General features: G+C 50.4%; 11 protein-coding genes. 4 read left to right on the forward strand and 7 right to left on the reverse strand.

Annotated features, from left to right (window positions below; translation table 11 throughout):
• The first annotated feature begins 66 nt into the window (after positions 1–66).
• Positions 67–1,512 (forward strand): alpha-amylase, encoded by a 1,446-nt coding sequence (locus tag AWM72_RS03790; protein ID WP_067973420.1) that lies wholly within the window; start codon positions 67–69, stop codon positions 1,510–1,512.
• A gap of 992 nt (positions 1,513–2,504) precedes the next feature.
• On the opposite strand, the gene AWM72_RS03795 is transcribed toward AWM72_RS03790, so the two are convergent.
• Positions 2,505–3,689 (reverse strand): glycosyltransferase family 4 protein, encoded by a 1,185-nt coding sequence (locus tag AWM72_RS03795; RefSeq protein WP_067973422.1) that lies wholly within the window; start codon positions 3,687–3,689, stop codon positions 2,505–2,507.
• Between the two features lie 280 nt (positions 3,690–3,969).
• Between AWM72_RS03795 and ilvD the strand changes: the two genes are divergently transcribed.
• Complete coding sequence (gene ilvD, locus AWM72_RS03800) at positions 3,970–5,673, forward strand: dihydroxy-acid dehydratase (RefSeq protein WP_180754589.1); 1,704 nt, start codon at positions 3,970–3,972, stop codon at positions 5,671–5,673.
• Positions 5,674–6,008: 335 nt separating this feature from the next.
• The gene (locus tag AWM72_RS03805) at positions 6,009–6,317 is read left to right on the forward strand and encodes an antibiotic biosynthesis monooxygenase family protein (protein WP_067973429.1); all 309 of its coding nucleotides are present in this window, start codon (positions 6,009–6,011) and stop codon (positions 6,315–6,317) included.
• A 546-nt stretch (positions 6,318–6,863) separates the two neighbouring features.
• Here AWM72_RS03805 and treC read toward each other — a convergent pair.
• The 5 genes from treC to AWM72_RS03830 all read right to left on the reverse strand — a co-directional run bounded on the left by treC (position 6,864) and on the right by AWM72_RS03830 (position 14,036).
• Positions 6,864–8,528: an alpha,alpha-phosphotrehalase gene (gene treC / locus AWM72_RS03810; protein WP_067973431.1), complete on the reverse strand. Its 1,665-nt coding sequence runs from the start codon at positions 8,526–8,528 to the stop codon at positions 6,864–6,866.
• A gap of 15 nt (positions 8,529–8,543) precedes the next feature.
• Positions 8,544–10,508 (reverse strand): PTS system trehalose-specific EIIBC component, encoded by a 1,965-nt coding sequence (gene treP / locus AWM72_RS03815; RefSeq protein WP_067973435.1) that lies wholly within the window; start codon positions 10,506–10,508, stop codon positions 8,544–8,546.
• Between the two features lie 1,028 nt (positions 10,509–11,536).
• Positions 11,537–12,880 (reverse strand): MATE family efflux transporter, encoded by a 1,344-nt coding sequence (locus tag AWM72_RS03820; RefSeq protein WP_067973439.1) that lies wholly within the window; start codon positions 12,878–12,880, stop codon positions 11,537–11,539.
• A 193-nt stretch (positions 12,881–13,073) separates the two neighbouring features.
• Positions 13,074–13,364 (reverse strand): bacteriocin immunity family protein, encoded by a 291-nt coding sequence (locus AWM72_RS03825; protein ID WP_067973443.1) that lies wholly within the window; start codon positions 13,362–13,364, stop codon positions 13,074–13,076.
• A 108-nt stretch (positions 13,365–13,472) separates the two neighbouring features.
• Positions 13,473–14,036 (reverse strand): hypothetical protein, encoded by a 564-nt coding sequence (locus AWM72_RS03830; protein ID WP_067973447.1) that lies wholly within the window; start codon positions 14,034–14,036, stop codon positions 13,473–13,475.
• Positions 14,037–14,255: 219 nt separating this feature from the next.
• Between AWM72_RS03830 and AWM72_RS09375 the strand changes: the two genes are divergently transcribed.
• Positions 14,256–14,426 carry a hypothetical protein gene (locus tag AWM72_RS09375; RefSeq protein ID WP_158444738.1) on the forward strand — a complete coding sequence of 57 codons (171 nt, stop codon included), beginning with the start codon at positions 14,256–14,258 and terminating at the stop codon, positions 14,424–14,426.
• Positions 14,427–15,209: 783 nt separating this feature from the next.
• Here AWM72_RS09375 and AWM72_RS03835 read toward each other — a convergent pair.
• Positions 15,210–15,629 (reverse strand): DUF4430 domain-containing protein, encoded by a 420-nt coding sequence (locus AWM72_RS03835; protein WP_067973449.1) that lies wholly within the window; start codon positions 15,627–15,629, stop codon positions 15,210–15,212.
• Positions 15,630–15,681 lie beyond the last annotated feature (52 nt).

Genomic DNA, 15,681 nt, shown 5'->3' on the forward strand with positions numbered 1-15,681 from the left:
TATTTTCTCAGACTATTGGGTATAATTAAGGTGCAGATAATAGGATTCAGTAAAGGAGAAAAGACCATGAACGGAACGATGATTCAGTATTTTGAGTGGGAGCTTGCGGATGATGGCAAGCACTGGCAGCGGGTGGCAAAAGACGCCCAACACCTTGCTGACAAGGGCTTTTCCCATATTTGGCTGCCCCCAGCGACCAAGGGAACGGGCACCAATGACGTGGGCTATGGGGTTTATGACCTCTATGACCTGGGCGAGTTCGACCAAAAAGGGTCCCAGCGCACCAAGTATGGGACCAAGGACGAGTATATGAAGGCCATCCAAGCCCTGCAAGAAGCGGGCATCTCCGTCCTCGGCGATGTCGTGCTCAACCACAAGGCCGGGGCGGATGAGTCTGAGCGATTCGAAGCCTATGAAGTGAACCCGGACAACCGCCAGGAGATCATTTCCGACGCCCATGAGATCGAAGGCTGGACCAAGTTTACCTTCCCTGGGCGCGGGGATACTTATAGCGCTTTCAAGTGGAATTGGACCCATTTTTCCGGTGTCGACTATGACCAGGCAACCGACAGCAAGGGAATTTTTATGATTAAGGGGCTTAACAAGGGCTGGGCGGATAATGATGAGGTGGATAATGAGAAGGGGAACTTTGACTACCTGATGTTCGCCGATATCGACTACCGCCATCCCGATGTGGTCAAAGAAGTGGAAAATTGGGCCAAGTGGTATGTCCAAGAGACCGGCCTGAACGGCTTCCGACTCGATGCCCTCAAACATATCAACGCCGACTTCATCGAAGAACTGGCGGCCAAGCTTCTGGAAGCTGATCCTGACTTCTACCTGATCGGGGAATACTGGAAGGGGGACTACGCCAGCCTGGAAAATTATATGAACGAAACCAGCTTCGACATCGACCTCTTCGACGTCAAGCTCCACCAAAACTTCAAGGCGGCTTCCGAAGCGGTGGATGGCTTCGACATGTCCAGCCTGCTCGACGATACCCTACTCCAGAAGAACCCAACCCTGGCCATCCCCTTCGTTGACAACCATGACTCCCAACCTGGCCAATCTCTGGAATCCTGGGTCCAAGACTGGTTCAAACCCCTCGCCTACGCCCTTATCCTCCTCCACCAAGACGGCCTGCCCTGCGTCTTCTACGGCGACTACTACGGCATTGGCGGTGACAAGCCCATCCCTGGCAAACAAGAGCTCCTCGACAAACTCCTGGACCTCAGACAAAAACAAGCTTACGGCAAGCAAAACAACTACTTCGACCACCCCAACTGCGTCGGCTTCACACGCGAAGGCGACGACGACCACCCCGACGGCCTCGCCCTCCTCATGTCCAACGGCGAAGCCGGCTTCAAAGACATGTACGTCGGCCAAGCCCACGCTGGCCAAGAATGGCAAGACGCCCTCGGCAAGAGCCAAGACACCATCACCATCAACGACGACGGCTACGGCCACTTCACCTGCCCAGCAGGAGGAGTCTCTGTGTGGACAAGGGTGTGAGGGAGCGCGGGTAGAAGTGGATCTCTGGAGCAAAAGACCACAGAAGTCTAGAAGACTTCGGCGGAATTTTGTGAAGAGGAGCCACTTCTGCGCGACCGAACCCGACTATACAGGGTGTGAGAGGATGCGGGTAGAAAGGGACCTCTGGAGCAAAAGGGATAAGAACGGCTCTAGCCGGTCGTTCCCTTTTGTGAAGAGGAGCCCTTTCTGCATCCTCGAACCCGACTATAGGGTGTAAGGGCTGGCGCTCAGCTTTCGTTCACTGGAGCAAGTCACCAGAGCAGTCTCATAGACTGCGGCGGAGACTTGTGAAGTGACACGAAAGCTGCCAGACCAAACCCGACTTCACCATACAATAATCCAACAAGCTAGGCTTCGGCCTGGCTTGTTTTCCTTCTTAAATCATGCAAAATCAAGAAAATCTGTACATGTTGGCTGATGATTCGGGAATCCGCAAGGGGCAACTTCTACTCGGAGGCCTGGAGTGGGGATTGGCAAGGTCTAATCCACAGAGAAGATGCCCGAGTGGGGATTGATACACTCTAACCCACACTAAAAGCTTCAGAGTGAGGCTTCAAAAGTTACAACACACAATTGAGCCCCGCAAGTGAGGCTTGACTGACCCCAGCACTCACTCGAAGGCAGCAAGTGGGGCTTGGACAAAAGCACCCGCTCCTTTTTAAACATCTGTTCCAAAAGTCAGTTCTGATATCCATTCCATATAGGGCATAAGGGTTAACACTTTCATTCCCTCAAGATTTATTGTAGAATTTAATTGGGCCATAATAATTCTCCTTTCGATGCCAAAGCATCACTTTTTACAGCAATTTAAGCATGATTATTATGGCCCTTTTTGTGTGCCATTATTTCGATTTAATGAACTGACTTGCTAACGAGCCATACAAAAGCAAGCCGCACGTCCCATACATTCTAAACAAAAAAGGCCCTCCCAAAGATCTTAACTCAGATGCTTGGGAGGGCCTTGCTTCATTCTATGATTTATCTGCTCGGGATTCTTGATTTTTAGCGAATTGGCGCTTGTTTAGGACTTGCTGGTAGACGGATTCCACCAAGAGCCCAAAGACCTTGGAGGAGAAATTCTGTTGGACATAGTTGGCGGCCCGGCTGCCTAAGCGGCGGCGGGTACCCTGGTCTTGCAAGCGGTCTAAATAGGCCGCAAATTCGTCGAAATCGTGGTACTGGTAGCCATTGTAGCCGTCAATTAGGACCGCCTCCAGGCAATCGTCGGCGCGGCAGAGGGCGGGCCGTCCGGAAGCCAGGGCCTCGATATAGGTCAGGCCCTGGGTTTCACTGGTCGAGCCGCTGACAAAGATATCCCCGAGCTGGTAGTAGCGGGCGACGTCTTCTTGGGCGACCTTGCCGGTAAAGATGACCTGGTCCTCTAGGTGATAGCGACTCACTTCAGCTTCTAAGTTGCCGCGGTAAGGACCGTCGCCCACCACAAGCAGGCGGAGGTCCGGCCGCTGCAAGCGGGCGAGATAGGCAATGATTTCTTGGAGATTCTTCTCCTTGGCCAGCCGCCCGATGGAGACCAAGACGAGCTGGTCATCGCTCAGCCCCAGAGCCCTTTTCTGCGCCTTTAATTCTTCTTCCGGCAAGGCCTGTTGGAAGCGGGCCAGTTTGATCCCTGTTGGAATAATTTCGATGGTCTGGTCGACGCCATAATCGCGCAGGAGCCGCTCCACCTTCTTACTGGGCGCAATCACCGCATCGGTCGCGCGCAGGGTCAGGTAGGAGACCACCGAAACAATCTTCTTCCCTGTCGCCTTGCTGGGGGAGAAATAATGGGTATAATCTTCATAAACCGTGTGGTAGGTATGGACAATAGGGATATCCAGGGCCTTGGCAATGGTCCGCGCCGCGTGAAAGGTCGAAAATTCACACTGGGTATGGATAATGTCTGGGGCCCAGTCAATAATCTCCCGGATAATACTGTGGTTGATGGGCAGGCTGATGCGGGCGCCAGGATAGATCTTCCCCACCTTGATGGAATTGAGGTAATAAACGCCCGACTCCTTGGCAATGGCCTGCTTGTCTCCCAGGGTCAGGATCCGGACATCATGGCCCCCCCTCAATTCTTCGCGCAAAGTCATTAAAGAAGACACCACGCCATTAACAGCAGGCTTATATAAGTCAGTTGTGATTAGAATCTTCATCGTTAACAGTACGCTCCTTAACTTCCACTTCTTACCATGCATGCTTATTATAGCAAACCCCCACAAAGCAGCGCAATCTCCCCTGATAATCTTAGGGGAAGCTTAAGTATAGATCTTTCCCATCCATTCTTTCAAAGTCGTCTAGATTAGAATTGTTTTTGATGAGTATAAGATGAGATAAGTCTTAGATTGTTTTGCTTTTAGTTTAACTTTGTGCTATTATTTTTAATAACTTATAATGATTCATAATATTCACATTAATAAGATAGGAAGTGTCATGATGGCAGATCAAGAAAAAGATTATCGGATCCAAAGTCAAGTCTACGATCCAGACGTACGAATGCCGAACCGTGCGATGATGCGGGCGGTAGGCTTAACCGATGAAACCTTCAAGAAACCTAAGATTGGGGTTGCTAATACCGAGAGCGATATTACCCCTTGTAACATGCATATGGGGGACCTAGCGGATGAAACCATCCAAGCCATTAAGGACTACGGCTACCACCCCTTCGAATTCCATACCATTACGGTCTCTGACGGGATCTCGATGGGGACCCAGGGGATGCGCTTTTCCCTGCCTTCCCGTGACTTAATCGCCGACTCCATTGAAACAGTTGTCAACGGCGAAAACATGGACGGGGTTGTGGCCTTCGGGGGCTGCGATAAGAATATCCCCGGCTGTTTGATCGGGATTGCCAATGCGGGCCTCCCTGCTGTCTTCGTCTACGGAGGCACCATCCTGCCGGGCCAAGACCGCGAAGGCAAGGATATTGATATTGTGTCCGCCTTCGAAGCAGTTGGCCAATACGCCGCTGGAACCATCGAATACGACCGTTTCCGCGACGTTGAATTAAATGCCTGCCCTGGCGCCGGTTCTTGCGGTGGGATGTATACCGCTAATACCATGGCCTCAGCCGCAGAAGCTTTGGGCATGTCTCTACCAGGCAGCTCCAGCCACCCTGCCGTATCCCAAGAGAAGCACGATGACTCGCGGGCAGCCGGCCAAGCAGTCTGCAAGCTAATCGAGAAACGTATCTATCCTAAAGATATCATGACCAAGGAAGCCTTTGAAAATGCTATTACTTTGGTTATGGCTCTGGGCGGGTCAACCAACGCCATCCTTCACTTATTGGCCATCGCCCATGCGGTAGAAGTTGACGTGACCTTAGAAGACTTCGAACGTATCCAAAAACGCGTCCCTCACTTGGCTGACCTGAAACCTTCTGGCCGCTATGTCTTCAACGACCTCTACAAAGTCGGCGGCGTCCCAGCGGTGATGAAATACTTGTTAGAAGAAGGCTACCTCCACGGCGACTGCCTGACTGTTACAGGAAAGACCCTAGCCGAAAACTTGGCAGAAATGCCAGGTCTGAGCGAAGGACAAGACGTCATCATGCCGCTCTCTGCGCCTAAACGTGAAGACGGTCCATTGATCATCCTGCGCGGTAATCTAGCTGAAAAGGGCTGTGTGTCTAAACTTTCTGGGCTTAAGGTCATGCACCACTCCGGGCCTGCCCGCGTCTTCAACACAGAAGACGACGCTGTTGAAGCAGCGACCCGGCAAGAAATTGTCCCAGGCGACGTTGTCATCGTCCGCTATGTGGGACCTAAAGGCGGGCCAGGTATGCCTGAAATGCTTTCCCTCTCCTCTATCTTAGTGGGTGAAGGCTTAGGTGAATCCGTTGCCCTCTTGACTGACGGCCGCTTCTCTGGTGGGTCACACGGTCTGGTTATCGGACACATCGCCCCTGAAGCCATTGTCGGCGGGACCATCGCCCTGGTTGAAGAAGGCGACACCGTCACCATCGACGTGCCAAGCCGGTCCATCACCCTTGAAGTCAGCGACGAAGAATTAGCCAAGCGTCGGGAAAAACTGGTCCTCCCAGAACTCCTCAAGAAAGGTGCGCTCGGTAAGTATGCCCACAACGTCACCTCTGCCGACCGCGGCGCCGTCACCGACTACGTCAACCGGGACGAAGACTAGGCGAATGCGTATTCCGCATGCATAATTAAAATTCTAAAGAAGAGGCTTGGAAAAAAGTTCCGGCCTCTTTTTTAAAAGCGAACATTTTTCTAAAACGTGTTCCAAAAGTCAGGCCTGACATCCACTTCACGAACTATGTCCAATCGTTTTCCAACGATTTCCCATAGTTCGTTCCAGTGGTTCAGGCCTGATCGACTTTTGTCACACTCTTTTTCTTCTGCAATAGCTTTTGGAAACGCTGAATTGCCAGAATATAAGAAGACTTGAGCGTAACTTTTGTTATTGGGCGGGTTTCTTGTTATGCTAGATTTAGATTAAATAGAGGAGGATGCTAAATGTTTGTTATTTTACAAAAAATTACTACTGAAGCAGAACACACTGAAGATGTGATCAAAAAATTAGGCGACCGTGAAATCATCACTGAACAAGACGGTTTCATCGACATGTCTGTCCTCAAAGCCGAAGAACAAGAAGACGGCAAAGATATTGTCTTCGTCATCGGCCGCTGGGAAAACAAAGACGCCTGGGCCGCCTGGGAAGCATCCGACAAGCGTGACCAACCAAACGACCCTGACAAGTCAGAAATCATTTCAATGACCGCAGGAAAATTTGACAGCCAAGTCATCTTAGAAGGCAAAAAATAAGGGTGTGAGCAAAGGCGGTTAGAAAGGGATGACTGGAGGCAAAGAGGATAAGAGCGGCTTCAGCCGATCGTTCCACTTTGCTGAAGTCACTCCCTTTCTGCCTTTGCGAACCCGACTAAATAAGGGTTAGACTATAAAGCAAAAGACGAGCTCCTTTTCAGGGACTCGTCTTTTTGCTTCCTTAATAATTAATCTCAGCCACTAGTTAAAAGAGAATGACTGATCCAACTGGATGCGGTCCGACAAGTTTGGATGGGATTAGTAAGAGGTAGCTTTCAATTTGCATGCAAAGCCTCTGAACGCAAATTGAAAACTGCTAACCGCGTGCCCTCACACCCTATACATCAAAAAAAGCGATGCAAGTTGGCTCTGGGCGTTCTTGCTCGCTTAATTTCCCGTGGTGCTAGCGCATATTCGCTAGCTGTGCCAGTTGGAACAACTGACATGCTATGCTTGGACGGTGCCAAGCGATTTGTTTAACTTGACTATAGTATAGCAGGTATTCAGGGGGACGTCAACACTTTTTTAGGCATTTCTAAAAAATATTTAGTTTTTCTTCTGATAACGGAAGGCGACGGTTTCATAAGGGGCCAAATTGACTTGGTCGGAGAGCTTGTCTAAGGGCCCATTGCCCATGATTTTATCGGCGTCAGGCTGAAAGTCGGTGGCGGTCAGGTCCAAGCTCACGGGGGCTGCGTAGAAGTTAGACAGCACCAAGACTTCCTGGTCCTTGTAGCGGCGGCGATAAGCCATGACTTGGGGATGGTCGAGGAAGAGGCCCTCATAGTCACCCTGGCTAATCACCGGGTCGTGCTGACGAAGCTGGATCAAGTCCTGGTAGTAGGCAAAGATCCGCTGACTCAAGGCCGACTGGGCATTGACCTGGTCCGCATTATCGTTCACTGCCAGCCATGGCGTCCCTGTCGTGAAGCCCGCCTGGCCGCCAGCTTCCCACTGCATGGGGGTCCGCGCATTGTCCCGGGACTTCTCCTGGACAATGGCTAGGGCCTCTGCTTGAGACTTGCCGGCCTCCAGTAGGCTTCGATAGGCATTGTGAGTTTCCACATCCTGGTAGTCTTCGATCGCTTGGAAGTTGGCATTGGTCATGCCGAGCTCTTCGCCTTGGAAAATATAGGGCGTCCCCCGCATGAGATGAATCGTTTGGGCCAGCATGGTCGCTGATTCATAGGGATAATTCTCCGGATCGCCAAAGCGGCTCAGCTGGCGGGGTTGGTCGTGGTTGCTCAGAAAGAGGGCATTCCAACCGCCTCCGTCAGACATGCCGCGCTGCCAGTCATCGAGGATTTTTTTAAGAGATAAGAAGTCAAAATCGGCCAAGGCCCACTTCTCACCCTCGGGATAGTCCACCTTGAGATGGTGGAAGTTGAAGATCATGTTCAACTCATCACGGTCTGGATTGGTGTACTTGACCCCCTCAGCCACCGAGGTGGAAGACATTTCGCCCACAGTCACCGTATCCGTGCGCTGGCCAAAGCTAGCCTGGTTCAGCTGGCGCACCCAGTCGTGGACACGCGGGGTATCGGTATAGAGGGCTTTCTCCTGGCTACCCCCATCGCCGGGCCCATCGACTAAGACAGGATCCTTACCGATCACATTGAGGACATCGAAGCGGAAGCCCCGCACCCCCTTATCTAGCCAGAAATTACAAATGGCCTGGCATTCTTTGCGGACGGCAGGATTGTGCCAGTCGAGGTCGGCCTGGCTGACATCATAGAGGTGGAGGTAGTAAAGGCCGGAATCGCCAAAAGGCTCCCAAGCTGGGCCACCAAACTTCGACTGCCAATTGGTCGGCAGGCTCCCATCAGCCTTGGCTTGGCGGAGGATATAGTAATCCTGGTAGGTCGCATCACCCGCCAAGGCCTTCTGGAACCATTCATGGTCAGTTGACGTATGGTTAAAGACCATATCCATCATCACGCCCATGCCGCGCCGGTCAGCTTCCTGGACCAGGTCTTCAAAGTCAGCCATGGTCCCGAAGCGAGGGTCGATAGCCCGGTAGTCGCTCACATCATAGCCATTATCATTCTGGGGCGAGGGATAGACCGGACTCAGCCAAATCATCGTCACCCCCAGCTCTTCCAAGTAAGGCAGGCGCTGGATAATCCCTCTCAAGTCACCGAAGCCGTCCCCATCACTATCCTGGAAAGACTTAGGATAGATTTGGTAGACTGTCATCTCACGAAAAGCCATCAATGAAACTCCTTTCTATTTCTTCACAATATAGCCTAGGCCTTGGCCAGCTTGGTCGGCCTGGTCGAAATCAAAGTCGAGCTGGTCATACTGGTCAGCTTCTGTAAAGACTACCACAATATCGGTCCCCTTGCCCGCTGCTCGGATGTCCTCTAAGTCCATCTCCGCCAATTCTGTTCCGATATCGACTGGGTTGCCGACTTGAACTTTAATGGTGAAAGGTTCCCCTTCCAAATCAACCGTATCTAAACCCATGTGGATGAGGACTTCCACACCAGAATCCGTCTCCAAACCAATCGCGTGCTTGGTAGGAAAAACACTGGTCACTTGGCCGGTGATAGGTGAAACGACCCGGCCATCTGTCGGTTCCACCGCAAAGCCGTCCCCCATCATCTTCTGGGAGAAGACCTCATCAGCCACTTCTGTAATGGCCTTGGCCTTGCCATTGGCGACACTGGCCACTCTTTCTTTAGAGGCTTCTGCCTTAGCGGAAGTCGGTGCCGCTTGGCTAGCTTGTTCGGAAGCATCTTGCTTAGCGCTCACCTTTTGCCCCGAACTATCTTTAACCAAAAAGCCGGTCTTCTTAAAGAGAATGGTCAGGGCAAAGGGGACGACTAAAGCAATCAGCATGGCTAGGAAGAACCAAGCCATGGAAGGGACCTGGATGACGAGGAAGCCAGGCAAGCCACCGATCCCAATCGAATTAGCGGTCACCTTGGTAGCTGTCGACAGGAGGCCCGCCAAGGAAGATCCAATCATCCCGGCCACTAAAGGATACATGTACTTGAGGTTGATCCCGAAGAGGGCCGGCTCCGTGACTCCTAAATAAGCTGATATAGCGGCTGGAATGGTGACCTGGGACTCCTCTTCGTCGTGGCGGGTCATCCACCACACCGCAAGCACTGCTGAACCCTGGGCAATATTCGAGAGGGCAATCATGGGCCAGAGCCCCGTTCCTTGGTAGTCTGCGATCAACTGGGCGTCGACGGCATTGGACATATGGTGGAGGCCCGTCACCACCAGGGGCGCATAAAGGGCCCCAAAGACTGCTCCGAAGAGCCAACTCAAACCTGAAGTCAGACCGGCGTAAACAATCGACCCAATCCAGGTCCCGATCCGCCAACCCACCGGTCCTAGCACGGTATGGGCCAGGATAATCGAAGGGAAGAGGGCCAGGAAGGGAACCAGGATCATCGACAGGTACTCCGGCACGTGCTTGCGGAAGAAACGTTCCAAGTAACCCAGCGTCAAACCTGCGAAGAGAGCCGGCAATACCTGACCCTGGTAGCCAATCTTATCCAAAGTAAAGAAACCGAAGTCCCAGACCGGCACCTCCCCATTGAGGATAGCGGCCGGCGCATCATAGGCATTCAGCAATTGACCAGAGACCAGGGTAATCCCTAAGATGATCCCCAGAATCTGGGTTCCGCCCATCTTCTTCACCACGGACCAGGTAATGCCGACCGGTAGGAAGTGGAAGATGGCCTCACTAGGCAGCCAGAGAAAGTCATCCAAGCCCGCCCAAAAAGTACTTGCTTCTACCAGGGTTTGCCCGTCCAACATGTCCAAGGGAATCCCGCTCAACAAGTTCCTAAAGCCCAGGATCAAGCCCCCAACAATAAAGGCCGGAATAATCGGTGCAAAAACCTCTGCCATAAAGGACAGGGCCCGTTGGAAGGCCGACTGGTTACCCTTGGCCTGGTCCTTAACTTGGTCCTTACTGGTCCCCTCCAGGCCCGACACTGCTTCAAAAGCCTGGTAGAATTCTGACACCTGGTTACCGATAATCACCTGGAACTGTCCGGCTTGGGTAAAGGTCCCCTTCACCGAGGGCAGGGACTCAATTCGCTCCACGTCGGCTTTTCCCGGGTCCTCCAGGGCAAAACGCATCCGGGTCGCACAGTGGGTCACTGCCGCCACATTCTCGCGACCCCCGATGGCCTCCACCAGGACCGCCGCATCTTCTTTAAAATCTGCCATAAGCTCTCCTCCTCAATCATTCTTTATCACCCCCATTATACCCAAAGTAAACCCTTACACCAAGGAAAGTAAACCAAAATAAAAGAAGCTGGAAGGAATCCAACTTCTTGACATATGGTAGGAGTGAGCATCCCTTGCACGGTTGGATTTGCACTCAAAGCCCCTGGATGCAATTGGCCGCTTTCTATTTGCATTCGAAGCTTCTGAGCACAAATGGCCGCTTTCTATTTGCATTCGGAGCTTCTGAGCGCAAATACCCGCTTTCTTAGCAAGTCAGTTCATTAAATCGAAATAACGGCACACAAAAAGGGCCATAATAATCTATGTTTAAATTGCTGTAGGTAGAAGCTTTCTGGCATCGAAAGGAGAATTATTATGGCCCAATTGAATTTTACAATAAATTCCGAGGAGATGAAAACGTTACCCTTCATGACCTATATGGAATGAATGTCGGAACTGGCTTTTGGAACAAATTTTTAAAAAAAAGGAGCTGGCACCTTTGTCCAAGCCCCAATTGCTGCCTTCGAGTGAGTGTTGTAACTTTTGAACCCTCACTCAGATGCCTTTAGTGTGGGTAAGAGTGTATCGATCCCCACTCAGGCATCTTCTCTGTGGGTTAAACCTTGCCAACCCACACTCCAGGCCTCCGAGTGCAACTTGCCCCTTGCGGATTCCCGGACCATCAGCCAACAAGTACAGATTTTCTTAATTTTGCATGATTTTAGAAGGAAAACAAGCTAGGCCGAAGCCTAGCTTGTTGGATTATTATATGTTGAAGGAGCATTGCTTTTCCTTCCTAGTTGGGTTCGGTCTGGCAGGCTTGGAGTGATTTCACCCAAGCGGAACGATCGGCTAAAGCCGCTCTTTTCCGTTTGGGCTCCAGTCATTCAAGTCTAAGCGCAACTGCTCACACCCTTCAGTCGGGTTCGCAAGAGCAGCTTTGGAGTGCTTTCGCAAGTTGGAAACGTGCAAGCGGGGCTTGCCCTTATTCCAACTTACTCCAAGCATCCAAAGCTAAACGCTCTTGCTCACACCCTTCTCCTTAACCGGCGGAAGATTTTAATATTTTGTTGGCCAGTTAGTTTGTAGTAATAGTAGATGATGAGGGTGATGGAGAGGATAGCGGTGCTTGCTTCGACGGCGGTCATGGTGAGCCAGACGCCGGTCAAGTCCCAGAGCCGACTCATCACGAGGAGATAAGGGATGATCAGGATCAAGCCTCGCAAGAGAGAGACCAGCATGGAGGACCTTGGCGCGTTGACTGCCACGGCATAGTAAATGACAAAGAAATTGATGGCCGTCAGCGGATAAGATAGGAAGTAGAGGCGCAAGCCTGACGTGGCCATGGCGGTTAGGGCTGGGTCGGCCTGGCTGTTGAAGATAGCAACCAGGGGATGGGCGCCCACTTGGCCAAGGAGGAGGCAGAAGGCACCAAATACCAGGTAGGTCACTAAGGCCATGCGGAAAACGGCTTGAACGCTGCGGTCATCCCGCGCTCCGTAGAATTGGCTGACCAGGGGTTGGAAACCCTGACCAATCCCCGTTAGGATCGCAATAATGATGATATTTAGGTTGGCAATGATAGCATAGGCTGTCACTCCCAGATCGCCCGCCAGACTCAGTAAGACCTGGTTGAAGGCGAACATCACCACAGCTGACGAGAATTCATTCATAAAGGAGGATAAACCATTGGCTACTACAGAAGCTAAGTCGCGCCATTGGAAGTGAAAGCTGCGGAACTTCAACTGGCTGTCTCCGCGGCGGAGATGGTTAGCCGCTAAGACTAGGGAGAGGATTGGCGAGAAGCAAGTCGCCAGTGCCGCTCCGGCCAGGCCCCATTGGAGGGGGAAGATAAAGATGTAGTCCAGCACAATGTTAGCCAGGCCACCAGCCAAGAAGGCAATACTAGCTAAGCGCGGCGCCCCATCATTGCGTAGGAAAGATACCATGACAAAGTTCAAGATAAAGGCTGGTGTAAAGAGGGTGTAGACCGCAAAATAATCCCTGGCCCAATGATAGAGCTCTCCTGATGCCCCCAAAGCTTGAAGCAGAGGGCCACGGAAGAAGAAACAGATGGCCACAATCAGCAAACTCAACAAGCCAGCAGCCAGAGCAGTCAGCGAGAAAATCTCTTGGGCCGTCCGCACCTGGCCCCGCGACTTTTGAATAGAGAAGAGGGTCGCTCCCCCTACCCCAAACATCCAGCCCAGTCCTGAAATCACATGGACCACCGGAAGTACCAGGTTCAAGGCTGCAATCCCTTGTCCCCCAATCCCTTGGGCAATGAAGAAGGTATCCGCCAAGACAAAGAGCGAATAGCCGACCATGCTCAAGGTAGCGAAACTCACATAACGCACAAAATTCTTTAGCATATCATCCGACTCCTTTCTTCGTACAAAAAGCACCCCATTTTTATGCCGCTTAGCGAAGCATAAAAATAAAGTGCTTTGGCAAGCAGGCATTGCTGCTCACTTGCTCGTCTCTAGACCCCACCTATGATAATGAAGATAGGTCCATAATTCAAGGGCTAGTTGAGAATTTCTTCTAAGTTTTTAAGTTTGCCTCCTAATAACCATAGCGGATCTGAGACAGAGCTGATAATTCCTTCAAGAGGGCTTCTTGGTCATCGGGTATAACTTGGCCGTCTGCACGCAAGGCCTTGGACAAGTCCAAGTTGAGCCGGGTCAAGATATAGGGAGCTGAGGTCCCACTCTCCTGAAATTCTAGCAAGTAATCAGCTAGGACCTGTTTCAAAGCAGGCTGGGAAGGACCTAACTTACCCTCTATCTCTTGAATCAATTTAATCGCTTCTTTGCGGCGATCTTGCCCGCCCGCAAACCATTTCAAGGCTGCCATAAGCGCCACCTCCTTAATTGATTAAAATGATTATACGCCCTCTCCTCAAAAAAGACAAAAAAAGCTGGAAGCAACTTAGCCTCCAGCTTTAAGATTTATTATTTCATTTTATTTTTCTGTCGTTTCTTTTTTTTCGCTATCCCCACTGTCTTCCTTGTCAGCTTGGTCTTGGTCCTTGTCTTCTGAGGCTTGGTCTTGGCTTTGTGGGGCGGACAAGCTTTCAAAGAATGGGCGTCCTAAGTCTAGGAAGTTGCCCCGACGGAAGTTTGGGAAGAAGTTATTAAATTCTTGGTTAAAGCGTTGGTGCATTTGGTTGAAGCGGTCCATCATGGCGTCGTATTGGGCTTGGTTTTCTTCCGTTACATCCACCCAACCGGTATCTTGACCGTTCACATTCACCCGCATCTTCCGGCTAACACGAGGTTGTTCACTTGCGCTTGGACGGGATGGGGTATTTTCACTTGCCTTAACGCTGTAGTTAGCCACGTCCTTATCTTCTAAGTCATTCACATCAACTTGGAAGCGGGCATCTTTTTCTTTTAAGAAGTCTAATTTTTCTTGGTCCGAAAGGTTGGCATAGCGGATAAAATCGTCTTCATTCAGTTCAGCTAGCAAAGTTCCTTTCCCGAATTTTTCACTGTTTACATCTGCAGTCACTGTATAACGTTTCATCAATGATCACCTTTCTTTATCATCATCTCGAGGGATCCTTTCCCTCTTCACTTATTATTATACCAAATTGGTCAGGAAAGGTCAATGATAATTAGTCAAAAATAGTCAAACTCTTTAAAATAAATCTAAGTGAATATTTTGTGAACGCTTTCTTTGTTTGTTAAAATAAAATTATAAAGACCATCCTTAACGCAATCATCAAAACAAGGAGGAAGCACCATGGAAAACCAAGCATTGAAAAAATTCTCTACCGGCCTCTTAACCTTCCTATTGGTATACTTTGTCAGCAGTGCCGAACCCAAGTTAATGGACCAAGAAGCCTTCATGATCATCCAGCTGGTATCAATTATTGCTGGCACTCTGGCCATTCAGTACCTCTACCGGCACTAAGAAATGACACATAGCCGGAAGTCTGAACACACAATCAGAAGGAGCGAATGGAGATTGACCAAGGTCTAGGCACAAGCACAGCCTCCGAGTGTGGGCTGGCAAGGAACAAGCCACAAAGACAAGCTCCAAGTGGGGCTTCCTAAAACCCAAGACACAATCAGACCTTCCGAGCGGGGGTTGACAAGACTCAACACTCACTCAAAGTCTTCGAGTGTGGCTTGCTGACCGAGTCGAGTATATGTTAACAACACAGCTCCTACTATATAAAGAAAAAACAGGAATTTCCTCAACCATCGAGGGAATTCCTGTTCTTATGTTTATTATATATTAGTGATTCTCTATTTTTTAGTAGTGGTGAGTAGTAATTGCAGAATAGTTATTGCATCAGCTATTGTGAGCAGGAGTGGAGCTTTGAATTTTGTCGTTAGCCATGAACAAGCAAGCGATGTGAATTACGGATAGTAGGCGATTAGCCGTACTAGCCAAAACCTGTTCCAAAAGTCAGCTCTGATTCCACTTCACAAAGGCTGGCCGAGCCTCTAACAAGGCTCTTCCATCCTTTGCTCCAGTGATTCAGAGCTCCCGACTTTTGTCACACTCTTATTTGAAGCTCGCTAGGCGAGAGACTTTGGCTCGAGCCGGTGCTGCTCTAGCCGTTGGAGCCTCAGCGACTTACGGATAGAGTACAAGACGGCAACAGCCGTTCTTGATCTTCTATCTTTTAACGACAAAATTCAAAAGCGAAACGGATGCTCATCAACACCATTGCTAATAACCATTTTCCTAAGCGGCTTCAGATTCTGATTCAGCCTGCATTTGTTCGAGCTTAAATTCAACCTTATCGCCAGCTTTGAGTTCTGTCTGGTCAGCGCCTTTAGGGGCCATCTCACCATTGACATAATACATCCAATATACTTCATTACCTTCATCCTGGCTGACACCATTGATGGCTTTAACGAAGCCTTTATCTTCTTCCACATCGAAGTTGGCTTTCAGGGCATCCATCACCTTGTCACCTTCTTGGAAGGTCACTTGCTTGGTTTCAGCTTCGCCTTCTAGGGGTTGGATGCTAAAGGTTGCTTCTTGCTTGGCTTGTTCCTCTGTCTGAGCGGTGCTTTGGTCAGCTGCTTTGTCGTCAGCGGGTTGTTGGCAGGCACCGAGCAGGGCCATCGAGGTCAGTAATAAGAGCCATTTTTTCTTCATGGTAGATCCTCCTTAAGTTCTAATACTTTAACTTTAAGCGATTCCAGGCATA

The organism is Aerococcus sanguinicola, assembly GCF_001543145.1.
Lineage (GTDB): Bacteria > Bacillota > Bacilli > Lactobacillales > Aerococcaceae > Aerococcus > Aerococcus sanguinicola.